The 26,197-nt window shown below is 62.0% G+C and carries 24 protein-coding genes and 1 riboswitch; of the genes, 1 reads left to right on the plus strand and 23 read right to left on the minus strand.

Annotated elements, in window-relative coordinates; all coding sequences use genetic code 11:
- Window positions 1–51 precede the first annotated feature (51 nt).
- A complete protein-coding gene (locus PP263_RS17060) occupies window positions 52–1,617 on the plus strand; it encodes a S8 family serine peptidase (protein ID WP_308364987.1) in 1,566 nt (521 codons plus the stop codon).
- 577 nt (window positions 1,618–2,194) lie between these two features.
- Here the strand turns inward: PP263_RS17060 and PP263_RS17065 are convergent.
- The 23 genes from PP263_RS17065 to PP263_RS17175 all read right to left on the minus strand — a co-directional run bounded on the left by PP263_RS17065 (window position 2,195) and on the right by PP263_RS17175 (window position 26,183).
- Window positions 2,195–4,237: a hypothetical protein gene (locus PP263_RS17065; RefSeq protein ID WP_308364989.1), complete on the minus strand. Its 2,043-nt coding sequence runs from the start codon at window positions 4,235–4,237 to the stop codon at window positions 2,195–2,197.
- Window positions 4,238–4,328: 91 nt separating this feature from the next.
- Complete coding sequence (locus PP263_RS17070) at window positions 4,329–4,631, minus strand: GNAT family protein (protein ID WP_308368628.1); 303 nt, start codon at window positions 4,629–4,631, stop codon at window positions 4,329–4,331.
- A gap of 2 nt (window positions 4,632–4,633) precedes the next feature.
- On the minus strand, window positions 4,634–5,068 hold the full coding sequence (locus PP263_RS17075; protein ID WP_308364991.1) for a GFA family protein: 435 nt from the start codon (window positions 5,066–5,068) through the stop codon (window positions 4,634–4,636).
- 701 nt (window positions 5,069–5,769) lie between these two features.
- Window positions 5,770–6,576 carry a cobalamin-binding protein gene (locus PP263_RS17080; RefSeq protein WP_308364992.1) on the minus strand — a complete coding sequence of 269 codons (807 nt, stop codon included), beginning with the start codon at window positions 6,574–6,576 and terminating at the stop codon, window positions 5,770–5,772.
- A gap of 75 nt (window positions 6,577–6,651) precedes the next feature.
- Window positions 6,652–7,683, minus strand: coding sequence for a pyridoxal phosphate-dependent class II aminotransferase (locus PP263_RS17085; protein WP_308364993.1), 1,032 nt, complete (start codon window positions 7,681–7,683; stop codon window positions 6,652–6,654).
- Window positions 7,676–8,611 carry an adenosylcobinamide-phosphate synthase CbiB gene (gene cbiB / locus PP263_RS17090; protein WP_308364994.1) on the minus strand — a complete coding sequence of 312 codons (936 nt, stop codon included), beginning with the start codon at window positions 8,609–8,611 and terminating at the stop codon, window positions 7,676–7,678. The genes PP263_RS17085 and cbiB overlap by 8 nt, the downstream gene beginning before the upstream one ends.
- Complete coding sequence (cobS, locus tag PP263_RS17095; protein WP_308364995.1) at window positions 8,605–9,429, minus strand: adenosylcobinamide-GDP ribazoletransferase; 825 nt, start codon at window positions 9,427–9,429, stop codon at window positions 8,605–8,607. Before cobS ends, cbiB begins: the two co-directional genes overlap by 7 nt.
- Window positions 9,413–10,012 (minus strand): histidine phosphatase family protein, encoded by a 600-nt coding sequence (locus PP263_RS17100; RefSeq protein ID WP_308364996.1) that lies wholly within the window; start codon window positions 10,010–10,012, stop codon window positions 9,413–9,415. Before PP263_RS17100 ends, cobS begins: the two co-directional genes overlap by 17 nt.
- Window positions 10,002–11,039 carry a nicotinate-nucleotide--dimethylbenzimidazole phosphoribosyltransferase gene (gene cobT / locus PP263_RS17105; RefSeq protein ID WP_308364997.1) on the minus strand — a complete coding sequence of 346 codons (1,038 nt, stop codon included), beginning with the start codon at window positions 11,037–11,039 and terminating at the stop codon, window positions 10,002–10,004. Before cobT ends, PP263_RS17100 begins: the two co-directional genes overlap by 11 nt.
- A gap of 201 nt (window positions 11,040–11,240) precedes the next feature.
- The gene (gene cobU / locus PP263_RS17110; RefSeq protein WP_308364998.1) at window positions 11,241–11,774 is read right to left on the minus strand and encodes a bifunctional adenosylcobinamide kinase/adenosylcobinamide-phosphate guanylyltransferase; all 534 of its coding nucleotides are present in this window, start codon (window positions 11,772–11,774) and stop codon (window positions 11,241–11,243) included.
- Between the two features lies 1 nt (window position 11,775).
- Window positions 11,776–12,576 carry a heme ABC transporter ATP-binding protein gene (locus PP263_RS17115; protein WP_308365000.1) on the minus strand — a complete coding sequence of 267 codons (801 nt, stop codon included), beginning with the start codon at window positions 12,574–12,576 and terminating at the stop codon, window positions 11,776–11,778.
- A complete protein-coding gene (locus PP263_RS17120; protein WP_308365001.1) occupies window positions 12,573–13,586 on the minus strand; it encodes an iron ABC transporter permease in 1,014 nt (337 codons plus the stop codon). The genes PP263_RS17115 and PP263_RS17120 overlap by 4 nt, the downstream gene beginning before the upstream one ends.
- On the minus strand, window positions 13,583–15,055 hold the full coding sequence (locus PP263_RS17125; protein ID WP_308365002.1) for a cobyric acid synthase: 1,473 nt from the start codon (window positions 15,053–15,055) through the stop codon (window positions 13,583–13,585). Before PP263_RS17125 ends, PP263_RS17120 begins: the two co-directional genes overlap by 4 nt.
- 15 nt (window positions 15,056–15,070) lie before the next feature.
- On the minus strand, window positions 15,071–15,709 hold the full coding sequence (cobO, locus tag PP263_RS17130) for a cob(I)yrinic acid a,c-diamide adenosyltransferase (RefSeq protein ID WP_308365003.1): 639 nt from the start codon (window positions 15,707–15,709) through the stop codon (window positions 15,071–15,073).
- Between the two features lie 21 nt (window positions 15,710–15,730).
- A complete protein-coding gene (locus tag PP263_RS17135; RefSeq protein WP_308365005.1) occupies window positions 15,731–17,584 on the minus strand; it encodes a TonB-dependent receptor domain-containing protein in 1,854 nt (617 codons plus the stop codon).
- Between the two features lie 108 nt (window positions 17,585–17,692).
- Window positions 17,693–17,839: riboswitch (cobalamin riboswitch) on the minus strand.
- A 149-nt stretch (window positions 17,840–17,988) separates the two neighbouring features.
- A complete protein-coding gene (locus PP263_RS17140; protein WP_308365007.1) occupies window positions 17,989–19,206 on the minus strand; it encodes an alpha/beta fold hydrolase in 1,218 nt (405 codons plus the stop codon).
- Window positions 19,207–19,389: 183 nt separating this feature from the next.
- Window positions 19,390–20,487 (minus strand): AI-2E family transporter, encoded by a 1,098-nt coding sequence (locus PP263_RS17145; RefSeq protein WP_308365009.1) that lies wholly within the window; start codon window positions 20,485–20,487, stop codon window positions 19,390–19,392.
- 104 nt (window positions 20,488–20,591) lie between these two features.
- Window positions 20,592–21,293, minus strand: a complete 702-nt coding sequence (locus tag PP263_RS17150; protein ID WP_308365012.1) for a D-Ala-D-Ala carboxypeptidase family metallohydrolase — start codon at window positions 21,291–21,293, stop codon at window positions 20,592–20,594.
- A 16-nt stretch (window positions 21,294–21,309) separates the two neighbouring features.
- Complete coding sequence (locus PP263_RS17155; protein WP_308365013.1) at window positions 21,310–21,993, minus strand: D-Ala-D-Ala carboxypeptidase family metallohydrolase; 684 nt, start codon at window positions 21,991–21,993, stop codon at window positions 21,310–21,312.
- A gap of 152 nt (window positions 21,994–22,145) precedes the next feature.
- Window positions 22,146–22,853, minus strand: a complete 708-nt coding sequence (locus PP263_RS17160; RefSeq protein ID WP_308365014.1) for an alpha/beta hydrolase — start codon at window positions 22,851–22,853, stop codon at window positions 22,146–22,148.
- A 172-nt stretch (window positions 22,854–23,025) separates the two neighbouring features.
- Window positions 23,026–24,588 (minus strand): phosphoenolpyruvate carboxykinase, encoded by a 1,563-nt coding sequence (locus PP263_RS17165; protein ID WP_308365017.1) that lies wholly within the window; start codon window positions 24,586–24,588, stop codon window positions 23,026–23,028.
- A 235-nt stretch (window positions 24,589–24,823) separates the two neighbouring features.
- Window positions 24,824–25,702, minus strand: a complete 879-nt coding sequence (gene hslO / locus PP263_RS17170; protein ID WP_308365018.1) for an Hsp33 family molecular chaperone HslO — start codon at window positions 25,700–25,702, stop codon at window positions 24,824–24,826.
- 49 nt (window positions 25,703–25,751) lie between these two features.
- Entirely contained in the window at window positions 25,752–26,183 is a 432-nt protein-coding gene (locus PP263_RS17175; RefSeq protein ID WP_308365019.1) for a DUF4124 domain-containing protein, read from the minus strand.
- Between the last annotated feature and the right edge of the window lie 14 nt (window positions 26,184–26,197).

Genomic DNA, 26,197 nt, shown 5'->3' on the forward strand with positions numbered 1-26,197 from the left:
TGGATTTTACTCCTGTCGATCTCGCTGTGGTCGATTTGGTCGGGTCTCCCGATGGCGCAAACGACGGAGGAAGATCCGGCCACTGAAGCGCGCCGGGATGTGGACCTCGCGGAGCGTGAAAGGGCGGAGTCGGCGGTCAGCTCGCGGGAAACCGGGACCGAACCAGCGGATGCCGGAACCGAACAGCCGCGCCGGCCGACGCGCGAGCGAGAAGAGGAGCGGGACTCCCCTCCGGCTCAACCGGGCGAGGCGGAATCGCGACCTGCAGCGGTTGTCGATCAGAAGCCCGAGCCCCAGCGCGAACCCGAACCCGAACCCAAGCCCGAGCCTGAGCCCGAACGCGAACCCCAACACGAGCCCGAACCCAAACCCGAGCCCGAACCCAAACCCGAGCCGAGCGCAGCGGACGCCGCTGAAACGAAAACGCCGGAAGAGGTCGAACCGGTATCCGCTGCCCCCGCGCCGACCCGCCCGCCGATTCAGCGCGGCGGCAGCCTGCTGGGGCGCTCGGCCCCGCCGCCTCCGCCGGTACCGCCACCGCGGCAAACCGCGGCCGCCGACCCGGCGCCCGACCGGGATGCACAGAATTACGAACCGGGTGAAATATTACTGGTGAGTGCCGATATGGCCGAAGCGCAATCGGCGGCCCGCCAGCTTCAGGCTTATCAGCTGCGAGTGAAGTCCCGGCAGCGTCTTGGCAATCTGGGTTTGGTACTCAGTGTCTTCCGCCTGCCCCCGGCGGACAGTGCGCCCGCCCTGATGGCCCGCCTGCGCACGGAACTACCGGACCTGAACCTGGATACCAACCAGCGCTATCAGGCGCTCAGTGCCCGGCGGCGATACGCCTATCGGTTGATTGCCTGGCCCGACCCCATCGGCTCCTGCCATCGCGACTTCCGCATCGGCATGTTGGATACCCCGGTGGCGGACAGGCATCCCGCGCTGGTCAATGCGGCGCTGGTGCGACGCAACTTTGTGCGCGGCGAAGCGGCTTCTCCGGTACACGGGACCGCGGTGGCCAGTCTGTTGATCGGAGAGCCGGGCTCGCCGGCACCGGGCCTGCTGCCGGGCAGTCAGCTGTTCGCGGCGGAAGTCTTCCGCCAGCGGGGTGAGGCCACCGACACCACCACGGATACCCTGCTGGCCGCCCTGGACTGGCTGGCCGGCCGGGACGTGCAGGCCATTAACCTGAGTCTGGGCGGGGAGCACAACCGGGTGTTTGAACTGGCACTGGAGCGACTGCTCGAGCGCGACATCCGGCTGGTGGCGGCGGCCGGCAATCGCGGGCCGGATGCACCACCGGTGTTTCCCGCGGCGCAGCCGGGAGTAATCGCGGTCACCGCGGTGGACGCCGTGGAGCGACTGTACCCGGACGCCAATCGGGGCGACTACATCGACCTGGCGGCGCCGGGTGTGGATATCTGGGCGGCCGACGGCGAGGCTCCGGGCCGCTACCACACCGGGACATCCTTCGCCGCGCCTTTTGTGACCGCCGCGTTGCTGTTGGCGGATCACCGGGGTGTGGACCTGACCGGGACGGTGAAAGATCTGGGCCCCGAAGGGCGTGACGATCGTTTTGGTTGGGGATTGGTGCAAGTGGCGGGAGGGTGTCGATAAGTCGGCCCTCCCCGATTCTCTCCAGTTGCATCTACGCGAGTTCAAGGTTTAATTCCTGGAGCCTTGAACTCCGCAACTTGAGAAGTAACTACTGACCCCAACAGCATTGAATCGGAGCCGGTGGCGGCCCTGCTACCGGTGGCTGTTTGCGGGACACGGGCTAGGCGCCCCCCCGTGAATACATCCCTGTACGCTCTCCACGGCCATCCATGGCCGCAGAAGGTCCCGCAAACAGCCCCCGGCATCAGGGCCTTCGCAGCAAGCTTCGGAGTTTTTCCCAGTCTCCGGGAGCCAGCCCTGGTGCGGGCTCCTGGCAGTATCGGTGCGCACGGCGCACCCTACGAAGCGGGTGTCGCCGTACCCCAATCGCCTGACAGATTTTTGCTCCTGCTAATTATTGTAACTGCGCACCCCTGTAGGAGCGGCGGGGCGGCCATCCGACATGCCCGCGAACAGAGGCCGATCGCGGGCATGTCGGATGGCCGCCCCGCCGCTCCTACAGGGTGATTCCCTTAACCCAATGCATTAAAAAAGCCGGCTACTGGGAGCCGGCTCTGGCAGTCAATCACTGATGTGACTAGGGGCAGGCACTGCCGCCGTTCGCATCCGAACACTGCAGTTCCAGCTCAACACTTTCACCATCGTTCAATGACCCGTAGGCAGAGAAGCTGTAGGCGACAGAACCATCGTCCCCGGTGGCCATGACCTGCACCCAGTCGTTTTGAGCGGCCATACCATCCGGAAACTCCAGGGTGACCGCATCGCCCACGGGCACGTTGTCAAAGCTGTCCACTGGCCCATAGCCGGCCCCATTGCCTTCCCGGTTGATCTCGATATCGCAGGTAGTGGCCGCGGTGTCCTGACTATTGCTGCAGTAGAGTTGAATGCTCTGCGCCGCGGGGCCCTGCACGGATTCCTCATCCAGGATTATTGCCACGCTGCTGACCAGGCCGGTTTCCTGGGTGCCGGACAGTTCGACAAACTGGCCGTTCTGGCTGTAGGCGCCGTTGGAGGTGGCGGACCATTGAATCAGGGTGGCCTCCGAGGGAACGTTGATGCTGAGGCTGTCAGTGATCGACACCTCGGGCTGTGTAAATTGCTCGCCGTCGGGCAGCGAGGCCACCAGTTCCACGACGCACGGAATGGTGGTCCCGATGGATGACAGGCATTGAACATCCACGGCTTCAATAGGTGTTGTGGTGAGTGTGAGCAGCACGTCTTCGGCAATGCCGGAGTTGACGCTGCCCTCTCCCAACACCTGCTGTCCATTGAAATCCACCGGGTTTGGGGTTACGGCCACCCAGCTGAACTGGGTGAACTCATCCAGGGCCGGCCAGCCGGTGAAGATGGTGGCGCCCTGTGCCGGAACGGTTTGAGTCAGATCGTGGGTGCCATCCGTCAGGGTGACCGAGCAACTTACCGGAGTGCCATCGGGCAGCTCGCAGCGTACAAAGTTCTCACTGCTGGGCGCGTTCAGTGCAATAACCACGTCTGCGGACATATCGCTGGTCAAGTCGCCCATAAAACCGCCAAAGGAAGTGGCATGCCAGTCGATGGTTGCGCTGGTGGGCATGTTGATAATGGTGGAACCGCCTTCCGGCAATTGCCCGTTGCGGGTAAAGACGGAACCGTCATCCAGCGTGACCTCGGCACTGATACCGCAGGGTACTGGGCTGTTATCGAACAGCCGGCACTCCACATTGATGCTGCCCCCGTTTTCGAATTTGAAATCCCAGTTCCAGGTGGAGAAGTGGCTGACTTCCGCGTGCACCGCCAGGCCGACCGGGGAAGTGGCCGAGGCAACCACGGTACCGATGGTGGAATCGTCCTCTACCCACACGCCCTGGGTTTCATCGAAGTGCCACATGGGCACGGTGCTGCCGACAGTTAGCGTCGCATTGTTGATACTGCCCTGCGGCAAATCCATCTGAATTTCCGCGGTGGTGCCGGGAGCCAGCTGCAGGTAGTCACCGGCTTCATTGTGCACGGAGAGCGTAAGCATTCCGGCGCTGATCAGCTCCGTTGGCGAACCTGTGGCGTCCAGTGCCTGGCCGTTTCCGGGCATGGCATTGAGCTCGCCATTGGTAATATCCCAGGGGGTAATCTGAACCCTGGCAGCGCCGGTGGCCGGTTCGCCATCGGGGGTGACAAAAGCACTGGCGGGAAAGGTAATCCGCGCCCCCAGGTCCGCCGCGCTCAGGGTCCGGGCGGATTCGATATCGTCCAGGCTGAGGGTCTGCTTTACCGGTGTCAGCCGGATGGGGGTGATGCTCTCATCCTCGCCGTCGACTTTCAGTGCCTGGGGGACAAAGCCCTCCGCTTCGGCGCGTACGACATAGGACTCCTGGTCCGGCAGGCTGAAATGAGCCCAACCGGTTTCATCGCTCTGGATGGTCGATTCATCGAGGGTGACCGACACACCGGATAACCGGGCGCCGTCGTGGGTTTGCACCACAAAGCTGAGATCGACGCTGGCCGGTGGCGGATCAATATCGTCGTTGTCGCTATCCGGTAAGGAGCTGCCGCCGTTGCCACCACAGGCGAACAGGGTGGTGGTCAACAGCGCGAAAGATAACGTCTTCAGGTAGGTTTTGGGTTTGGCGAACAGTAGTTGGCCCATGGTGATTGCCTCTTCGGTTGCTTGGGTAAACAGCGTTTCCGTTGAGGTAGTCGCAGCGGCGGGCAGTGAGGTTCAAAAAAAGTTCTGCTTTTCAGGAAATCCGGATAGGGGCTTCCGCCCAGTCTCTCCGCAACAGGCCGAACACCAGCGCATCCTGGACCTCGCCCATATGAAAATAGCATTCGCGCAGCAGTCCCTCGCTCCGGAAGCCGAGTTTTTCCAGTACGCGGATGGATGCGACGTTGCGCGGGTCGGCATCGGCGCCGATGCGGTGCAGCTTCAGTCTGTTGAAGGCGAACTCGATCACCGCCGGTAGCGCCTGCAGCATCAGTCCCCTACCCCAGTACTCACGCCCCAGGGCGAAGCCGAGATTGTTTCCTCTGGTCTTGAGCAGTTTTAGTCCGCCGTTTCCCGCACTTTTTCGTGCGAACCGGGAAACTCATCGTACTGCGGCAGGTCGTCGTTGATTTCGTGCCAAGGGGACTTTGAGGTGACGAAAAAGTGCCCCTCTACTTTGTTATTCGGGCTCTGTTCCAGCCCGCCGAGGGGGATTCCTATCTTGTCCGGGCTCTCGTCGTAGGTGCTGATCAGGCTGGAACCGCAGATGGAGCAGAAGTTTTTTACGGTGTTTTCCGAAGAATGGTAACGGGACAGGTGTTCCTCACCCTTCAGCCATTTGAACTGGCTGCTTTTGATAGTCGCTCGGGTGCGGAAGGCGGCGCCGTGCCAACGACGGCACTTGGAACAGTGGCAATTGAATATGGGTCCCAGCTCACCGGTGATTTCGTATTCGATGGCCTCGCAGAGGCATTTCCCCGTTAACTTTTGCACGGACAGCTCCTTTTCTATGCCAGATTATCCTTCAGTAGTATTTGATTATCGGCATCCAAAATAAAAGGGCATAGTCCACCGATTTCAGGGCTGAATCAAGTCAACTGATCCAACGCGGGTCAAATTCAGCAAGGCCCAGCCACATCAGCATTCCGTACAAAGCGGCGACGACAATACCCGCGCCCATCAGTATCCCAGTGGATAAACTACCGAAAAGCCCGGCTTCACGATTGACTCTGCATGACCCACAGGATTGTAGTGAACGAGGAACTCCTCTTGGTCCGCAGGTCAGATTCGAATGGTAGTAAGTTAAGCGGAATCCCCCTGTAGGAGCCTGCTCGCAGGCGAATTGAGGTCGTGGCAAAGCACCGGGAATATTCGCCTGCAAGCAGGCTCCTACAGCGCAATCCTCAGGGGCAGGGGCAGGGGCAGGGGCAGGGGCAGGGGCAGGGGCAGCTCGGAGCTTAACTTAGTGCCATTCGAGTATGACCCTAATACCGCTACCTTAAGCGTTGTTTCGGCCGTAGGATGGGCAAAGGAGCGTAGCGACGTGCCCATCTTCCGGGGCCTTGATGGGCACGCTACGCTTTGCCCATCCTACAAATATGCCGATTTTCGGCTTAAGGTAGCGGTATTAGAGTATGACCCCATAGATTGCAACGAGGATTCATGGCGAGGATTCGTAACAATGCGCCAGGCATCTACCGGCGGCGCACTCGCTGCAACTGCTCGCAAAGCATTTCGGCACCATCGAGTATGCGCATGGTGTGCCGCTGAATAATATCCGGAGGTACAAAAAACAGGTTCTTCTCCCTTACCGCGGTAAGCGCTGGATATTCCAGCCAATCACCCAGCCACTCGGGGCGCTGCTCGCCCATGCCGCTGGCAACAATGGCGTCCGGGTTGCGGGCGAGGACGGATTCGATATTAACCTTGGGCGCCAGGGATACGGCATCGGCGAAGGCGTTGCGACCTCCGCACAGGCGAATCACATCACTCACCAGATGCTCACCGTTCAGGGTTTGCAAGGGGTCGTTCCATACCTGGTAGAAAACGCTCACCGGAGCGGCGCCCCGATACTGCTGCTTTAGTTCACGTAGGCGCGCGAGCCACTGATCCCCTCGCCGGTTGGCCACCTCGCTGGTGCCGGCGAGTAACCCGAGGGTACGCACTTCACCAACAATATCTTCGAGGCTGCGCAGCTCGTCCACATACACCGTGAGCCCCAGCCGCTCAAGCTGGCGCGCCACTTCCGGGCCGTTGCCCGAAGACCAGGCGAGTACCAGATCGGGCTTGAGCGCGAGCACGGTTTCGTAGTTGACCAGCTTGTAGCTGCCCACCTGGGGCAGCTCCGCAGCCTCAGGTGGGTAGTCGCTGTAGCTGACCGCCGCTACCAGTTTATCGCCAGCGCCGGCGGAGTAGACGTTTTCCACAATATGCGGTGCCAGAGCCACAATCCGGCTGGCCGGCTCCTGCAGGCGAATTATCTCGCCTCGCGCGTCGGACACTTCAATAGGCGCCGCTCCGGCCGCTGCCGGGAGCAGAGTACATAAGAGTGTGAGAAACAAAACCCTCATCGTCACCTAGCCTTTTACTTCGCAAGCATTGCCCAGAGCCAAACCCAGACGTTGACCACCATCATCCGCCAGCCCCAGGCGCAACCAGGCCTGTTGTTCATCCCCGGGCACTTTATAACCCCAGCGTGAATAAACACCGGCTCGGCCAAGGCGCTGGTACAAGCTATACAATCCTCGCGGTTCGCCATGAAGCGAAATAAACAATCCGGCATTCGTGGCAACGGCAGCCTCAGGCAGACACCCTTCGAGCAATTCCATAAGGCGCTGACTGGTATCCGCGATGCGTCGTCGCTGCATCCCGTGCCAGGCGGAATCCGCAAGCGCGCGGGTAGCAGCCCAGAGCGCGGGGGCGCTCACTGCCCAGGGGTCCATGGCATCCCGCAGTTGCTGGACACAGGAACCTGAGCCCAGCAGAAAACCCAAACGCACTCCCGCCAGGCCAAAAAACTTGCCCAGCGAGCGCAGGACGTAGAGTCGGGGGTTTTCCGCCACCCTTCCCGCCAGCGAGAGCTCGGGATTCACATCGGCAAAGGCTTCATCAACCAGCATGATGCCCGGGAGTTCCCGATAAAGGTCGAGCAGCGTTTGCGGAGCGATGCGTTCACCGGTGGGATTGTTCGGATTGATAACCACCGCGTGCCGCACGCGCCCGGAGAGAATCAGCTCGGACAACTCCTCACGGGAGCGGTAGTGCACAAGCTGGTGCCCCGCGTTTTTCCAGCAGCGGGCGTGCTCCGCATACCCTGGCGCAGGCACTGCCACCGCTGCGCCATCTACCAGGCCCGGGAATCGCGATATCGCATATTGGCTGCCGGGCACAGGCAACAGGTGTTCCCGGCCCGCGCCGTAGTATTCACTGGCTGTATCCATCAGCGGAGACTGATCGGCGGGCAGCGAGCGCCAGACGTATTCGGGAACCTCTCCCAGCGGGTAGCTCCAGGGGCTGACGCCCGTGGACAGGTCCTGCCAGCCGCCATCCGGTTCGCCGAACAATTCCGTGGCATGGGCGAGGTTCCCGCCGTGAAATGTCTTACTCAATTGCGACTCCCAAAGAGAAACCAAGAAGCATCAGCAACACCAGTGTTGCGGCAACTGCACGGGCGGCCAGAGCCTGCGCGCGGGGAATATCCGCCGCCGTTGCCACTCGGCCGGCAGTAGCCGGCTTTTCCTGCCACTGGCCGTGATAACTGGCACCGCCGCCGAGGCGAAGTTCGAGTGCCCCGGCGCCGGCGGCAATAACCGGGCCGGCATTGGGGCTGGCCCAGTGGCCCGCACAGCTGCGCCACTGCTGGAGCGCTTCCGGTCTGTTTCCAAACAAGGTGAAGGCGGTGGCGGTGATACGTGCGGGAATAAAATTGAGCAGATCGTCGAGGCGCGCGGCGGCCCAGCCGAAGGCGCGATAGCGACGGTTGCGATAACCCCACATGGCATCCAGGGTATTGCTCAAACGGTAAATCAGCACTCCGGGCAGGCCGGCAATGGCAAACCAGAAGAGTGGGGCTACTACCGCATCGGAGGTATTTTCCAGTAGGGATTCTATAGCCGCACGCGCCGTTTGCGCTTCGTCCAGGTTATCGCAGTCGCGGCTGACAATGCGCCCCACCACAGTGCGCGCACCGGCCAGATCTCCCCGCTCCAATGCCCGGGCAATGGGTGCTATGTGGTCATTCAAAGCCTTCCAGCCAACCGCAAAATAGACGGAACCCGCTCCGAGAATCAGTGCCCAGGGCCCCTGCACCTGCAGCGCCCGGTCCCAGAGCAGGCTGCCGGCCAACCACACCGGCACCAGCAGCAGTGCCACGGCCAGTATGCCGTACACCTTTGGGTATTTGGCATCGGTGCGATTGAGCTTGCGCTCGAGCCCGCTGGCCAGCCGCCCGAACCCCACCAGCGGGTGAAGGTGCCGGGGCTCACCCAGCAACCTGTCGAGCAGCATCCCGAGCAGCAACGCGGCAGCGATTACCACAGCGCCACCAGGAGAATCAGGACCAGCAACTCACTCAGCTCCACCAGCGCACCCAGGCAATCCCCGGTGTAACCGCCGATCTGTTCGTGCCAGAAGCGCCACCAATAGAGTACCAGCAGCGCCAGCGCCGAAAATAACACGCCGGCGACCAGGGGGCCGAGCAGTAAACTGACCAGGGCACAGGTGACCAGCGCCACCAGCCAGAGTGTCTGCACACCAGCCGTTTGCGCAGGTGCCACCACACCCTCGCTGCGGGCGTAGTCGGCCAGGGCCATAAAAGGCAGTATCACCGTGCGCGCGAGCAGCGGAGCCAGCAATACCGCCGGCAGCGATACGCCCTGCTCCCACAGGCTGGCCACAGCCACCACCTTGAGCAGCAGCACCAACAACAGCGCCACCAGCGCTGCGGCGCCGCAGGCGGGATCATGCATCACCTGCAGAATGCGTTCGCGCCTTGCCGATTTGTCGGCCATCTTGTGGCCGGCGTAGTAGCCGTCCATGCAATCCGCCAGGCCATCGAGATGCAGGGCGCCAGTGAGGAGAACCCACAGGGTCACCATCAGCGCCGCCGCCAGCCAGGTGCCCAGGGGTGCAAGGATAATGGCGGAGAGCAACAGCAGGCTTCCCATCAGCGCTCCCACCAATGGATAGAAATACACGGCCCTGGCGGCGACTTCGGTATCTGCACTCCGCACAAACCTCTCCACCGGCAGGCGGGTGAGAAACATCAGTGCATAGAAAAATGCCTCGGTACCCCGGCGCAGTTGATCCCTCACGTAAGGTTTGTCCCCGATATGCAGTTTATCCTTGATATACATAGGCGGATTCCTGCGGGTAGAGAATATTCAGATTGCGGCTATCGAAATTCAGCGAAGCGGCAAAACCGTACCCGACCGTCAACTGCATCATGTCCGACGGTGGCATCCCGCGCGCCACCGAGAGCAGCAGCCTGATCACACCGCCATGGGTAACCAGCAGTGTCCTGTCACCAGCCCCTGCGCACGCTATCTTCTCCACCGCCGCCAATACCCGCTGGCGAAAATCCCCATAGGGCTCACCGCCGGGTGGGCCCACTTTGTCCGGTGCGCGCGACCAGGCCAGGCAGTGGTTTTTGTGCTCCCGCCAGATTTTCTCGATGCTCTGGCCTTCCCACAGACCGAAACCGAATTCCCTGACACCCGGTTCTATACTCAGGGGCAGATTCAACTTTTTCGCCTGCTGCTCGGCGAAGGTGCGGCACCGCTGCAGCGGCGAGCTGACAATGTGCGCCCAGGGTCCGGCGAGCTGTGCCAGGCCTTCGCGCATCTGCCGCCACCCCTCTTCCGTCAAAGGCACATCGGTATCCCCGCGAAAGATATGCCCACCCTCGCAGGCTCCGTGCCGCAACAGATCAATCTGCACTGGCCACTCCGGCCTCGGCAAAAGTGGCCATTTGGTTGTGCAGCGCCAGGGCCTGGCGAATCACACCCGCCGCCATGGCCGCACCGCTGCCCTCGCCCAGGCGCATATCGAGGGATAACAGCGGTTCTGCCCGCAATTTGTCCAGCGCCAGCTTGTGCCCGGATTCATTGGATAAATGGGAGTACACCAACCAGGGCTCTATGCCAGGATTGATTGCCAGGGCAACGGCGGCAGCGGCGGTGGTGATAAACCCGTCCACCAGTACAGGCACGCCTCGCTGGGCGCAGCTGATATAGGCGCCCACCAGGGCGGCAATCTCAAAACCGCCCAGGGTCTGCAGCAGGTGCAACGGGCTCTGGCGTTTGGGATTGTGCAGGACCAGCGCTTTTTCGATCACCGCTATTTTGTGTTCCAGGGCCCGGTCATCAATGCCGGTGCCGCGGCCGGTGATGGCTGCCACAGGCAGCTGATACAGCGCGGCCAATATTGCGGCGGCCGCGGTGGTGTTGCCGATTCCCATTTCACCACCGAGGAACACATCCGCCCCGGAGACCTGATCGCGGCCGGTATTGAGTGCCATTGCCAGCTGCTCTCTGCTCATGGCAGGCCCCCGGGTAAAATCGCCGGATGCAGGCGCGATGCGCGCGTCGATCAGGTCGGGATGCTCGGGTGTCTCGCCCGTACAACCGAGGTTGACCACCTTGAAATCCGCCTCCAGTTTCCTTGCCAGCACACAAATCGCCGCACCGCCGCGACAGAAATTCGCCACCATTTGCGCGGTTACCGACTGGGGAAATGCCGACACACCCTGTGCGGCCACACCGTGATCGGCGGCAAAAACGCGAATGACAATGCGCTCGAGCTGCGGCTCGGCGGTTTGTTGCAACCCGGCAAAACGCACCGCCAGGCTTTCGAGCTGCCCCAGGGAGCCCGGCGGTTTGGTCAGATTTTGCTGGCGCGCGAGTGCCGCCTGGATAAATGTTTCGTCCGGTACCCGGGCGGGTACCGTCAACCAGTCCAGATCCATAATTAACCTTTAACAGTTATGCTGAGTAGAGCGATAAGGCCGATGCGAAGGGCCTGATACCGGGGGTGCTTTGCGAGACTGTCGGCCGGAGGGGCCGAAGGCGCCGCGTTGAAGCGGCCGGGTAGCCCGGCCGACAAGCCCCCATGGATGGGTTCACGGCGTGTCTCGCAAAGCACCCCCGGTAGCAGGCCCGCCACCAGCCTAGCACTTACCTTTCAGTTGCAGTGGCAGGCCAGCTACCACCAGTGTCACCTGATCACAGCGTTCGGCCAGCGCCTGGTGCAGCCAGCCGCTGGCATCCACGAATTCCCGGGACAGCTGCCCCAGCGGCACGACGCCCGAGCCGACCTCGTTGCTCACGAACAGCCAGTTAGGAGCAGTGCCGGTTGCCAGGCGCCGGTCCACTTCCGCCAGCAATTGCCCGCGCTCCCTTTCCCAGCAGTCGGCGTGCAGGCAATTGCTGATCCACAGGGTCAGGCAATCCACCAGCACCCAAGTATCCGGCGCGCTGATCCGCGCCAATGTCCGCGCGAGATGGAGGGGCTCTTCGCAGGTTTGCCAGCGCTGACCGCGGTCGCCGCGGTGTTTGACTATACGCTTCTGCATCTCGCCATCACGGGCTTCCGCAGTGGCGAGAAAAATCAGTTTTTTATCGCCCTCTGCCCCCAGAGCTTCAACGCGCTCCTGTGCGTAGCGGCTTTTGCCACTTCTGGCACCGCCCAAAATCAATTGCATCTCACACTCCAACAACAACCGGCTTGCCCGATTCCGGGTGCGGGATAATCAGTACCTGTGTATCGAACACATCGCTCACCAGGGTATCCGTCAATACGGTTTCCGGTTCACCCTGGGCGACGCAGTGGCCATTTTTTATCAGCGCCAGCCGGTCGCTGTAGCTGGCGGCGAGGGTGATATCGTGCACGGTCATCAGGACTCCCACCCCGGTTGCGGCAAATTCCCGCACCGCGCGCATCAGCTGGTGCTGGTGGCCTATATCCAGGCTGGTCGCCGGCTCGTCCAGCAACAGCAGGCGGTACTGGCCGAGGCTCCCGGCATCCTCCGCCCGCCAGATTTGCGCCAGTACCCGCGCCAGTTGCAGGCGCTGCTGCTCGCCGCCGGAAAGCGTTGGATACAGCCGCCCGGCCAGGTGCCCCACATCCATCGCCTCCATGGCTTCGCGACAGATGCGCAGATCCAGGGCCGCGCCGGTGCTGTGCGGGCCCCGCGCCAGTGACACCACCTCCAGGCCGGTAAAGGCAAACTCCAGCGAATTGTGCTGGGTGAGCACCGCCACCTGTCGCGCGCGCTCGCGCGCGTCTATGCCGGCGATGGCCCGGCCGCCGAGTTCTATCACACCGCTGGCCGGCTGCAGGTCATTGGCAATGGCGCGCAGCAAGGTGGTTTTACCCGCGCCATTGGGGCCGATAACCGATACCACCTCACCGGCACTCACGGACAGTTCGGCGGCATGCACCAGGCGCTTGCCCGCCACATCCACGGAAACCCCCGAAACTTTCAGTAACTTCAGCGAACTCACCGGATCAGCTCCCGGTGGCGAACCAGCAGAAAGACAAAAAAGGGCGCGCCAATCAGGGCTGTCACCAGCCCCACCGGCAGTTCGGTGGGCGCTACCACCGTGCGGGCAAGGGTATCGGCCAGCAACAACAGGCTGGCGCCACCCAGCGCCGACAGCGGCACCAGCATGCGGTGATCCGGCCCCACGCACAGGCGAATCATATGGGGCACCACCAGCCCGACGAAGGCAATACTCCCCGCTACCGCGACGGATACGCCCACCCCCAGTGCCACCAGCACGATCAAGTGGGATTTCAACCGCTCCACATCCACCCCCAGGTGCCGCGCCTGGGATTCGCCCAGCAGCAGGGTATTCAGCCCGCGCACCGTGGATTTCATACTGAGCAAAAGCACAGCCAGTGTCGCCAGCACCAGCAGAGCCCGCGCACCGGTGGCACCATCCAGCCCACCCATGCGCCACAGGCTCATGCGCCGCAGGTTGGCGCTATCGGCGAAGTAATCCATCAATCCGGTCAGGCTGGCGGCCATCGCCGTAACGGCGATGCCCATCAGCAGCATGGTGGCCACCGAGGTGCCCTGTACGCCCGTGGCAACCCGGTACACCAGCCACACGGCAACCAGGCCGCCGGCAAAGGCACCCAGGGATACTGCACCCAGCATAGCGCCGCCGAACATTATCGCCGCACTGGCACCCACGGAGGCACCGGCGGTTACACCGATCAGCGAGGGGTCCGCCAGTGGATTGCGAAACATACCCTGCAGGTAAGCGCCACACACCGCCAGCACGGCGCCCACGGAAGCCGCCAACAACGCCCGCGGCAGGCGAATGGCTCGCACGATATCGCCGCCAAATCCCTGCAGTTCACCGCCGGCCAGGGCTCGCAATACGTCGGCAAAGGGCAGAGCCACCGAGCCCAGGGCTATGGCGACCACCAGGCTTGTGGCCAGCAATGTCATCAGCACGATGGACGTCCACAGGCGGCGCTGTATGCGGTTGGCGGCAAGGTTCATTGGGCGGCCAGGCTGGCGAGCCAGCTTTCATCCAAATGCTGTTCGAACACTTCCGCCAGGCGTTCCAGCTGCGCCTCGCGGTGGGCGTTCAGGTCGAACTGTGCCGGGGATTGGGATGCAAAGCCGGCCCAGAGCAACAACTGTTCCAGTGCCTCGGGGTGATCGAAGAGACCGTGCATATAGGTGGCGAGAATATTGCCGTCTTCGCTCAGGGAACCATCAGTGGTTTCCCCCTCTTCTCCATGCACTTTGAAAACACCCGAGGCCATGGCGGGGCCATTGGTTACGCCGCAATGAATTTCGTAACCGGTGAAGGGCACGCTGAGATTATTTAGGGTGAGTCGCCCGTGCCGATTGTGGAGTTTTTTTTCTTCCAGGAGTTCGGTGGAATAATTCAGATAGCCCAGACCGGTGATGTGCCCGGGAGTACCTTCCATGCCATTGGGATCGTCAATAAACTCACCCAGCATCTGCAGGCCGCCACAGATACCCAGGATTTTGCCGCCGTAGCGCAGGTGTCGGTCGAGCTTGTGCCGCCAGCCGTTGGCGAGCAGGTGCTGTAAATCCGCGCGCACGTTCTTGCTGCCGGGCAGTATCACCAGATCACAGGGCGGCAGTTCATCCGCCGCGGACAGATACTGGAAATCCACTTGCGGGTGCAGCCTCAACGGGTCGAAATCCGTGTGGTTGCTGATGCGCGGCAATACCGGCACGATAACCTTTAGCCGCTGTGCCCCGCCCTGCCGCTGGGCGTTGTGAATGGCATCTTCCGCGTCCAGGAAGAAATCGGTGAGGTAGGGCAGCACGCCCAGTACCGGTTTGCCGGTTTTTTGTTCCAGCCAGTCCAATCCCGGCTGCAGGAGTGAGAGATCTCCGCGAAAGCGGTTGATGACGAAGCCTTTCACCCGCGCCCGTTCGCTGGGTGACAGCAGTTCCAGTGTGCCTACCAGGTGGGCGAAGACGCCGCCCCGGTCGATATCGGCTACTAGTATGACCGGGCAGTCCACCGCCTCGGCAAAACCCATATTGGCGATATCGTTTTCGCGCAGGTTGATTTCGGCGGGGCTGCCCGCGCCTTCCACCAGTATGCAATCGTACTGCTGGCGAAGGCGATCGAAGGATGCCAGCACTGCGTTTTTCGCTGTGGCCTTGTAGGCGTGATAATCCAGCGCCTGCATATTGCCCATGGCTCTGCCGTGAATAATCACCTGGGCGCCGGTATCGGAAGCGGGCTTTAGCAGTACCGGGTTCATATCGGTATGCGAATCGAGGCCGCAGGCCTGTGCCTGCAGGGCCTGGGAGCGGCCTATCTCGCCGCCATCGACGGTCACGGCACTGTTGAGTGCCATGTTCTGGGGTTTGAAGGGGGCGACCTTGACACCGCGTTTTTTCAGCAGCCGCGCCAACCCAGCCACCAGTGTACTTTTACCGGCATCCGAGGTTGTGCCCTGTACCATCAGGCAGTTCATGCTGTGCGGGCCCTGTTAATAATCTACGCCCTTTCTGGCTTTGACGCCGGCTTTATAGGCGTGCTTTATATCCTTGATCTCCGAGACGGTATCGACCAGTTCCTGCAGCGCGCTGCCGCCACCGCGGCCGGTGATCACCACGCTCTGCTCGCCGGGGCGGCCGGCAATGGCTTGCAGTACCCGGGTTTCATCCAGATACTTGTAGGCGATCATATAAGTCAATTCATCCAGCACTACCAGGTCGACGCTGTCGTCGGCGAGCAGTCTTTCCGCCTCGGCCCAGGTTTTTTCCGCCTCGCGGATATCGCCGCTGCGGTCCTGGGTATTCCAGGTAAAGCCGGTGCCCATTTGATAGAGATACACTTGCGGGCAGTGGTTCTTAAGGTAAAGCTCCTCACCGGAGAGCTGCGCGCCCTTGATAAACTGCACCACGCCCACCTTCTGGCCGTAGCCCAGGGCGCGCATCACCATACCGAAAGCAGAGCTGGATTTTCCCTTGCCGTTACCGGTGAGCAAAACGGCCACGCCCCGTTCGATATTCGCGGCGGCGATGCCGGCATCCACCTTGGCTTTCTGCTTTTCCATCGCCGCCTTGTGGCGCTCGTTCTTTTTTTTGTCCTGCTCGCTCATAGTCGCCTCGATGGGCGCCCGCATCGCGAGCGCTCTTTCTGTAGTTTAAAAAGTGACCTCGACGCCCGCGTAACCGGAAGCACCGGCGGTGCGGAAGCCCGACACTTCCACATAGGACTTGTCAGTGAGGTTTTCACCGCGCAGGTATACCGTTACCGAGGGGTTCAGTGTATATCGCAGGCTGGCATCCAGTACCTGGTAGTTGTCCTGTGCCTCGCCGCTGGTATCCACGGCACCCCGCGCAGCGCGCAGGTTCAGGGAGGCACTGAGCGCATCTACCGGTACATAGGTGAAGCCGATGTTGGCCATGTGCTCGGGCATGCGCGCGCGCGGCGAGTCGGCGGCATCCTCGGCATCGGTGTAGGTGTAGTTGGTGTTCAGTACCAGGGTGTCGGTCAGGGGCGTATCGGCAATCAGTTCTACCCCGCGCGAGCGGCTTTCGCCCTCACTCTGGATATAGGTCCAGTTCACCAGGTCAAAACCGATCTCATGGTCAACTCTCTGATCGAACAACACGGCCTCCAGGTGCAGGCCGCTGTTACCAAAATATTCCACGCCCACATCGATGCCTTCGCTTTCTTCCGGCGAGAGGGCGGCCAGGTCCGGATTCCGCTGTTGGCGGTTGTAGTCTATTTCAAACAGGCTCGGCGCGCGGAAACCCGTGCCATAGCTGGTTTTCAATTTGAGTGAACCGGCGGCAACGGCGTCGATCAGGTAGGCGCCGCTGAGGCGCAGGCTGTCGTGATGACCGAAATCGTCGTTATCATCCCGGCGTACGCCGGCGGTGAGATAAAAAGTATCGGCGTAGTTGCCCTGGTATTCGGCGTAAAGGGCCCACTGGTCCCGCTCCAGTTCTCCTACCGAGTCCTCGCGCTGCTCCAGGCCATACACCAGGGCATGCACATCACTCAGGTCGGCGCGGCCGGTGAGGTTGAGCTTTTCAATCTCGCCTTCGGTATCGTAGGAGACGGCGCCCCCGGCGAAGTTTTTGCGGGCAATTTCCGTGCGCGAGTAGGCCAGTTGGTTTTCCAGTATCCCGGTTTTGTGGGTCATGCTTACGCGGGCGTTGGTCTGGTCGAAATCGCCGGTGCAGTCATCCACCTTCACGGGGAAGCCGCAGCGATCGAACTCGTTGGAGGCCTCGGTATCCCGCGCCACTGCTTCCAGGCGCAGCGAGTCGCTGATGTTCCAGCCGCCGCGCGCATGCAGGGTGGTATTTTTGTAACCGTCGTCATCACGCAGTTCTTTATCGCCCAGGCTGGTATTAAAGCCATCGGTGTCGGCGCGGGTGGCGGAAACAAAATAATCAACGGTTTCATGGCCACCGCCAAGGCTGGCGCTGTAACGCTGCGAGCCGAAACTGCCGCCCTCGGTGGCAATCTTGACTTCCGTATCCTCCCCGGTGCTGCGGGTGCTGATATTGAGCACACCTCCGGCATCGGCGCCGTACATCATGCCCTGCGGGCCGCGCAACAGCTCCACCCGCGACACATTGCTGCTCAGAATATGCTGGATGGGCGCGCTGGCCTGGAGGCCCGTGGGATCGGAGACGTCCACACCGTCAATTCGCACCAGGGTGCGGAAGCCGGCCTCGCCCCGCACTCGCAGGGAGCTGGCCTTGCCCATGCCACCGGAGTTGCTCACGGAGACGGAGGGCATGGCCCGCAGCACATCCGCCAGGGCGGTAAAGCCGCGCGCCTCGATCTGCGCTTCATCCATCGCCGCCACAGAGGTGGCCACCTGGCGCAACGGCATCTCCCGGCGGGAGCTGACCACCACGACGGTTTCCAGGTTTGGGGTTTCCAGGCTTTGCACGAGCTGGGCATTATCGATCGTCTGCGCCGCAACAGGCGCACTGGAAACGGCAGCCACTGCCGCAGTGAGAATGGATTTTTTCAAGGTTCAATCCCTAAGTTAGGAGAGCTTGGGATCGAGGGAGGAATAGCAATGCGGACGCCGGGCGCGGTGATTCGTATTGCCAGATGGTAGCCCTCCGCTCCATCACGGTTTGATATCGGGCCGGTATCGGGCTGACAGCACCTTGTGGGAGGGCTGATCACCGTTGCGGGGGCAGCGCCGGATTTCCGGACTTCCCGTTTAACCTACTCAGCTATAACACCGCCATTAAAGACGGGCCATGCAGCAGGCACCTGATATCGTGCGCGCAATCTACGGGGCGCCGGACAAATTGTCAATTTGACGGGCGGGAGTTCAAGTCGCCAGGCCGCTTTCCCGGGCAACGCCCATCCACACGAAGCAGACCGCCAGCAACAGCACAGTCACATTCACCGCAGTCACTTCCCTCACGCCGGCATCACCCCCGAGAGCCAGTCGAACATGCGCTGGTCGTAGAGGCCGCGGGCCTTGGGCTCGCAGTGCCAGTTGGCGCCTTCCGCGGCGGTGAATTTGGCGATGGTTTTCGGGCAGGTGAGTGCGTTGTAGACGTCCTCAGGCTGCCCGGGCCAGAACTGTTCGTCCTCCGGATCGGCGACAAACATCGGGCACTGAATCCGCTCGATCACGTCGCGGACGCTGTACTGGCGCACCGCCCTGTACAGTTGATAGTAATTCTGCACGCCGTAGGGCTTCATTCGCCAGAGGAGGTTTTGACGCAAATCCGCGCCTTCCTCTTCGAGTCCGGTGTCCATGGCCTCGTTGAAATCTTTTTCCCTTTCCGTGTCGAGAAGTTTGATCATTTCCGACGGTGTATAGCGGAAAAAGGGCGTGAACACATCCATCACACCCGGATCGGCAATACCTGCGGCGATCCGGTGTTCGAATGCCAACGCGCGCAGTATCCAATAGCCTCCCTGGCTCAAACCGGAGAGGGCGATCCGCCTCGGGTCCACGTCCGGCCGTTCTTCCAGGAAATCCACCACCGGCGTGATGACTTTTTCCCAGTCGTGGCGGAAGGGTATGCCGTGCAGCCACAGCATCGCATTCTGGCCGGGGCCGTCGAACACCAGCGCGGCGTAGCCCCGCTCCAGCGCCGCCGCCACTCCGAATTGCCACATGGCACTGGTGGCGCCGTCGCTGCCGTTGTTGAAAATAATCGTAGCCCTGCGACCGCCGCTGCTGTCGGGGCGGAAGAAATAGCCGGGCAACGAGGCCCCTTCGTAGAGAATGTACACTTTTTCCGCCGGCGGGCTCAGTCCGGCGCAGAACTGCTCCCAGCAGTCCAGGTGCCGTTTCCAGGCGGGTACGCCTCGGGACGGATCTGCGGTGCCGTCGATAAAAATGGCGGAAGCGGAGAAATAGCCGGCGGCACGGAGAAAGGCCCGCCGCGCACTCACCGGGTTGCCGGTCGCGGCGCAGTCTTCCGCAATTTTCTGTATCCGCTCCGCGAGCGCACGCCACTCCCGATACCATTGCTCAAAATCGCCGGACGGAATGCGTTCTATTGTCGAGAGGATCTCTCCCGCGTCCGCCGCGCCATAGTAACAGCCGCCGAGGAGGGCCTGGGTTTCGAAGTCCATTTGCTCGTGCTGCATGAAGTACTGCTTTCGCTGGGTTGCACTCATTGGCACAGCTTCCCCTCAAGGTGTTTTGCTGTCCCTAAGTTTAGACCGGGGGACCGGATAGAAAGCTGGGGAGGAGGATGGCGGGTGGAGGCGGGGCGCTCTTTGCCTGCAAGTCACGACGGGGTTCCCGCCCGGAGCCTGGATTCGCTGCGGGCGGTTTCGCTGGATTTTGGTGCCGGTGGGCTACTGGTCCGGAACGTCGCTTTGTTCTGGACCGGTGCTCGATGGGGTGCTGTCGGAGGGGCTGACGAATTCGCGGATAAAGATTTCCCAGAATGCCATAAACAGCGCTGCCAGCAGCGGCCCTATGGCGAAGCCGCTGATGCCGAACATCATCAGCCCGCCCACGGTGGAGAAGAGCACGATATAGTCCGGCAGTTTGGTGTCGCGGCCGACCAGGATGGGGCGCAGCACATTGTCCACCAGCCCGACCACCGTGATGCCGTAGACGATCAGCACCGTGGCCTTGACCGGCTCGCCGGTGGCATAGAGGTAGAGGGCGGCGGGAAACCAGATCAGCGCCGCGCCCACTGCCGGCAGCAGCGACAGCAGGGTCATGACTACGCCCCACAACAGCGGTGCCGGCAGCCCCAGGATCCAGAAGATCAGTCCGCCCAGGGTGCCCTGGGTGACTGCGACCACCAGGTTGCCTTTGATGGTGGCGCGGGTGACCTCGGCGAACTTGGCCAGCAGCAGATGTTCGCGTTCATCCCCCAGGGGCAGGGCGCGGATCAGCAGGGCCACCAGCTTGTCGCCGTCGCGGAGCAGGAAAAAAGTGAGGTAGAGCATCAGCCCCAGCATTATGAAAAAGTTGAGGGTGTTCTGCCCCAGGGCGAGGGCGTTTTTGGCCAGGAACCCGCCGGCGCTCATCACCCCGCTCAGCAGGCGCTCTTTCAACTGGTCCAGGTCTATGCCGATCCGCTCCAGCAGGAGGTTGATGCCGGGAAAGGCGCTGTGCATCTTCTCCAGTTGCTGGGACAGGTCTATCTCCCCACTCTGAATTTTCTGGTACAGATTGACCCCTTCGTTGATAAAGGAGCTGGCCACCGCCAGCACCGGGATCACCACCGCTACGACGCACAGCAACAGGGTGAGCAGCGCCATCGCATTGCGCCAGTTTGGATAACGCCTCAGCAGTCGGCGGTAGACTGGATAAAAAATCAGGGTGATGGCGCAGGCCCAGAATATCGGAGTGAAGAATGGCTTGAGCAGCAGCGCGAAGGCCAGGGTGACCAGCAGCAAGGCAAATAAAAACGAGCGCCGTTCCAGCTTTTCCTGCACTTGAGTTTCCCCTCGGTGGTTTTTATGTGTCGACGCTATTTCAAAGCGCTGAATGCGTTCTGCGGGCTTAATTGCGGGCCAATGAAAGCAGATCGGCGCAGTTTTTACCAGCGTCGGTAGCCGCAGGTGTCCACATGAAAGCGGATGCCGCTGTAGATGCCCAGCCCCATGTTCCACTGCTTGCCGGATTTCTTATGGATATCGCGCAGTATGGGCAGCAGCTGTTTGCGGGTGAATCTGTGCTGGGGCACCAGGTCCACGCCGCAGAAATGCAGGTGCTTGCTGGCATTGGCGCCGCCGGCCTTGCCGTTGTAGTGGGGGGTGCGCCAGCCGGAGAGCACCACGACCGGGCCGATGCGGGGAATGATTTCCCGCTGTATCACGCGCAGGGTGTCCACCATGGTCCCCCATTGTTCCATGGGCGGAATGGCGAAGGGGGGCTCGCCTACCAGCAGCCAGTCGCTGCCCTGGCGCAGCAATTCGTAGGGGGGCACCACCTTGTCCACCCTGTGGAACTGCAGAAACTTTTCCAGCAAGGCGAAGCGCAAGCGGTTGTCGCCGCGGCCCAGGAATTCTTCGAAGAGTTTTTCCGAGGCGGCGGGATAGCCCTGGATGTCGTAGACATCCGGGATGTGTCTGTACTCCTCCGGGGTGACGACGCGTTCGGCCAGATCCCGAATTTTGTTCACGGTGAGCACCACCAGTGTGAGCAGACCGATAAGCACCAGTACACTGATCCAGATAAACCGGCGGCGCTCGATATGGATGTCGACGTACTCTTCGTCTTTCCTCTCATGTATGTCCATAAGGAGAACCCATCACTCACCAGCTCCGGTAGCCGCAGGTGTCCACGTGGAAGCGCACATCGCTGTAGACTCCCAGGCCGAAATTACTTTCGGGGTCCAGGCGCGCGTGCAGGCTGCGCAGCTCCTCTACCAGTTCCTTGCGGCTGATATTGGATTGGGGCACCAGGTCCAGGGCGCAAAAGCTTCGGTGTGCCCGCCCGTTGGCACCGCCGGCCTTGTGGTTGTAGCTGTCGCTGCGATAGGCGGAGACGATCTCCACCGGGCCCACAGCCGGCTGCACCCGGTCGCGTACCATGGCCAGGGTGGCAACCATATTGCGCCACTGGTCCTGGGGTGGAAGGGCAAACGGCGGTTCCTCGATATCCAGCCAGTCGGGGCCCTGGCGCAGCAGGTTTGCCGCCGGGGTCACGTCGCCCACTCCAGCGCGCTTGAGGAAGTCCGCGAGCTGGGCCAGCTGCGTGCGGTTTTCCTCCCGGCGCAGGAAGGCCCTGAGGCTGCGCTGGTCGGCCACGCGGTAGCCTTTGAGTTCGTAATAGGGTCTTTCCAGGGATTTCAGGTGGACGTACAGCCACAGGGCCACGAGCACAAACAGCAGCAGCGCCATAAGCGCAAACAGTACTCCCCAGTTGGTCTTCTCCCCCCGGGACAGCCGGCGGAAGCGGGAGAGCAGCGGCGTTATAGGGTTGATTGGTAGTGGCATGGGTGTAGTGGCATGAGCCCGGTGTATCGCGATATTTCTTCACTCACTATAGCTACCAACAACAAAAAGCCGCCGCAGATTGCTCTGCGGCGGCTTTACTATTAACCCGGCAACCAAATAGGTTGCCGGGTTAATTAGAGGCTGGTCTGGGCTCAGGTCTGGGGGGCGATGGACGCGGTCCGCCAGTGATTGATTTCCCGTGCCAGCAGCGCCGGGGCCTCCAGCGGCAACATATGGCCCGCTCCGGGCAGCTCGCATACGGGGGCGTGGCGGCCGATGGCGGCCATCCAGTCGCGGTTCACCAGCCGGTCCAGCTCGCCGTAGCAGTAAGTCACCTTTGCGCCCAGCGCCGCCAGCGGCATGTACAGGTCCCGCCGATCGCTGGTGGCCGACAACTGGGACACCAGGACGGCCTGTCCCATACGCTGGTCCATGGCCTTCATGCAGCCGGTGATGGTGTGATTGGCCAGATTGGCCGGCGCCACCATCTGGGCGATCTTGCGGTCGCTCAGGCCGCCGTACCCCTGACGTTGAACCCAGGCCAAAAGTTGGCGCCGTTGCTTCACTTCATCGGCGGGCAGGGCGCAGGAACTGTTGGCGCAGACCATGACCCGCGCGAAGCGGTCCGGCGCCGCCACTACCAGGGCCGCGGCAAGATAACCGCCCAGGGAAAAACCCAGCAGATCCACCGGCGTGTCGGGCAATTGTGCCAACAGCGCCCGCACCAGGCCGGGCACCGAGTCCGCATTGGGAATCGGGATGTGAACGAGCGGCTGCTCCAACTGCGGACCCAGAAACTGCCACAGCTGCTGGTCGCACATGGTGCCGGGAATGGCGTAGAGGGGCGATGAGTCGATCATGGTCGAACCGGGCCGGCGCCTGTCGCCGGCCAACCTGTTATATGAAAGTCAAGGCGGACAGGAACACCGAGGGAGTTCGGTTGGGCGAACCCGGGTCCCGTTTGGGGATTCCCGGGTTCCAGGACTTACTACCGGGTCGGAAGGAAAGGATACTCCTCTCCCTTCCGCCTTATTAGTAAGCTTGTGGACCCGCGGCCCTGACCCCGTCACTTACCTGGAACTTTTCGATGTTCTCGGCGAAGAGTCCGGCCAGTTTGCGCGCCTGCTGGTCGTAGGCGGCGGTGTCGGCCCAGGCGCTGCGCGGGTTCAGGAAGTTCTTGTCCACGCCCGGCACCTCCAGCGGGATATCCAGGTTGAGGATATCCAGGTGCTCGGTCTCGGCATCTTCCAGCGCGCCGCTCTGGATGGCGGCGACCACCGCGCGGGTCACCGGGATCGGGAAGCGCTTGCCCTGGTTTTGAGAAGAGCCACCGGCGCCGCCGGTCCAGCCGGTGTTGACCAGGTAGACCCTGGAGCCGAAGTCCTCGATGCGTTTCATCAGCAGGTCGGCGTACTCCCGCGGCGGACGCGGCATAAAGGGTGCCCCGAAGCAGGTGGAGAAAGTGGGGTGGATGCCCGCCTCCGCGCCCAGTTCGGTGGAGCCCACGCGGGCGGTGTAGCCGGACAGGAAGTGGTAGGCGGCGGCCTCCTTGGACAGGATGGACACCGGCGGCAGTACGCCGGACACGTCGCAGGTCAGGAAGATCACGTTCTTCGGTTCGCCCGCGCGGTTTTCCGGCTGGCGCATCTCCACGTGCTCCAGCGGATAGGAGCAGCGGCCGTTTTCGGACAGGCTGGTGTCGTCGTAGTCCGGCACGCCGCTCTCGTCGGTGACCACGTTCTCGACGATGGCGCCGAAGCGGATGGCATCCCAGATCACCGGCTCGTTCTCGCGGCTCAGGTTGATGGTCTTGGCGTAGCAGCCGCCCTCGATATTGAACACCGCGCCCTTGGCCCAGCCGTGCTCGTCGTCGCCGATCAGGTAGCGCTCCGGGTCGGCGGACAGGGTGGTCTTGCCGGTGCCGGAGAGGCCGAAGAACAGGCAGGTATCGCCGTCTCTGCCCACGTTGGCGGCGCAGTGCATCGACATCACGTCTTTTTCCGGCAGCAGGAAATTCTGCACGGAGAACATGGCCTTTTTCATCTCTCCGGCGTAGCGCATGCCCGCCAGCAGCACCTTGCGCGCGGCGAAGTTGATAATCACGCAGCCGTCGGAGTTGGTGCCGTCGCGCTCCGGCTCGCAGACGAAATTGGCCGCGTGCAATATGCGCCACTCCTCCTTGCCCTTGGGGTTGTACTTGTCGGTGCGGATGAACATGTTGTGCGCGAACAGGCTGTGCCAGGCGGTCTGCGCGGTCACGACGACGGGCAGGTAGTGGTCCTCGTCCTGGCCCACGTGCAGCAATTGCACGAAGCTGTCGCCGCCGGCGACGAACTCTTCCACCCGCTTCCACAGGGCGTCGAACCTGTCCTGCGGGAAGGGGCGGTTGACGCTGCCCCAGTCGATGCTGTCGGCAGTGGAGGGCTCTTCCACGATAAAGCGGTCCGCCGGGGAGCGGCCGGTGCGGGCGCCGGTTTCCGTCACCAGCGCGCCGGTTTCGGAGAGTCTGCCCTCGCCGCGCGCCAGCGCCTGTTCCACCAATTGCGCTGGCGCCAGGTTCCTGAAAACCTGCGCCGTGTCGTCGATCTGTGCCATTCGTCGATTACCCGTCAGTTGTATCTAAAGAAAATAGTCGGGCCGGCGCAGAAAGCGGCGACCGGGCAAATTCGGGGGCGCATTATGGCAAACTTCAAATTACCCGGATAGCAAGTCTGGTCATTTTATGAGCATTGTTAGCGCTATCAGAGAAAATTTTGCGCTGTTTTATCCGTTAAATTTATTCCTATTTTTAATGGTATAGATTTAATGAATGTTTGTCCGCTCGTCGGCGTCAGTGCACTGTATGCGGCGGGGCGTTGAACAGGGCCTCTATCTCCTCCCGGTCGAAGCGGTACTGCCTGTTGCAGAACTGGCAGTCGGCGGCGATCTCTCCACCCTGCTCTTCCAGCAGCTTGTAGACCTCCTCCGGCCCCAGGGCAACCAGTGCGCGGGCGCTGCGCTCGCGGGAGCAGCTGCATTTGAAGCGGATATTGGCGGTGCCGAGATGCACCGGCGCCAACTGGTGGAACAGGCGGTGCAGCAGCTGGTCGTGCGGCAGGCTGTGCATTTCCTCCGCGGTGACAGTTTCCGCAAGGTGCTGGGCGGTCTCCCAGGCGTCGTGATTTTCCGACTCGTCGGCGGCGTTGTTGCCCGGCAGCACCTGCAGCATGATGCCGCCCACGGTTTCGGGGCTGGATTCGATCCAGAAGCGGGTGGCCAGCTGCTCCGACTGGGTGAAGTAGTCCTCCAGGCACTCCGCCAGGGTGTCCTTTTCCAGAGGCACTATGCCCTGATAGCGCTCGCCTTTCCGGGGGTCCAGGGTGATCGACAACACGCCCCGGCGGCCGATCAACTCGCGCAGGGTGCTGCCCCCGGCGACCTCCGCGCCCTCGGCCACGCGGGCGATACCGCGCAGGTCGCTGTGGTGGGTGCACTCGGCGAGGATCAGCGGTACGTCGCCCTCGCCGCGGGCCTGCAATATCAGCAGGCCCTCGAACTTGAGGGTGGTGGAGAGCAGGCAGGCGGCGGCGAGGAATTCCCCCAGCAGTTGGGCGACCGGTTGCGGCAACCGGTTGTTCTCCAGTACGGCGCGGTAGGCTTTGGTGAGAGTTACCACCTGGCCGCGGATATCGTGGCGGGAAAAGATAAAGCGTTCCAGCTGATCTGACATGAACGGATTGCCTCGGCAAAAAAACGCGGGATTTTAGGGGGGTGCCGCTTCACCCGCAAACGCGGCTGATCTCCCGGTTCAGCTGCTCCGCCTGTCGCTGCCGCTCGCGCTCGGTCATTTTCACTTCTTTGCCGTCCCCGCCCACGAAGGTTACACGACCCTGGAGAATGCGCAGTTGCCTGCGTGCGTTGTGGCAGGCTCGGGCCATCTGTTGCTGGCGCTGCTGCGCGTCCCGCTGTCGGCGGCTTTCGTACTCCTGTTGCAGCTTGGCCTGCTGTCGGGAGGCATTTCCCGCGGTGCCGCCATCGGCGCTATTGATGGGGCGCAGTTCGCCTTCGATATTCTTCGCCGCGGCTTGCACCGGCGGGCGGTCGCCGAAGTGGACCTTGCCCTCTTCATCGACCCAGCGATAGACCTCTTCGGCGGTGGCTGCGGCGGCCGACAGCGACAATGCGATAATTCCAATCCCTGCTCTTATCACGACTTCTTCTCCTC

The sequence above is a fragment of the Microbulbifer sp. TB1203 genome (assembly GCF_030997045.1).
Lineage (GTDB): Bacteria > Pseudomonadota > Gammaproteobacteria > Pseudomonadales > Cellvibrionaceae > Microbulbifer.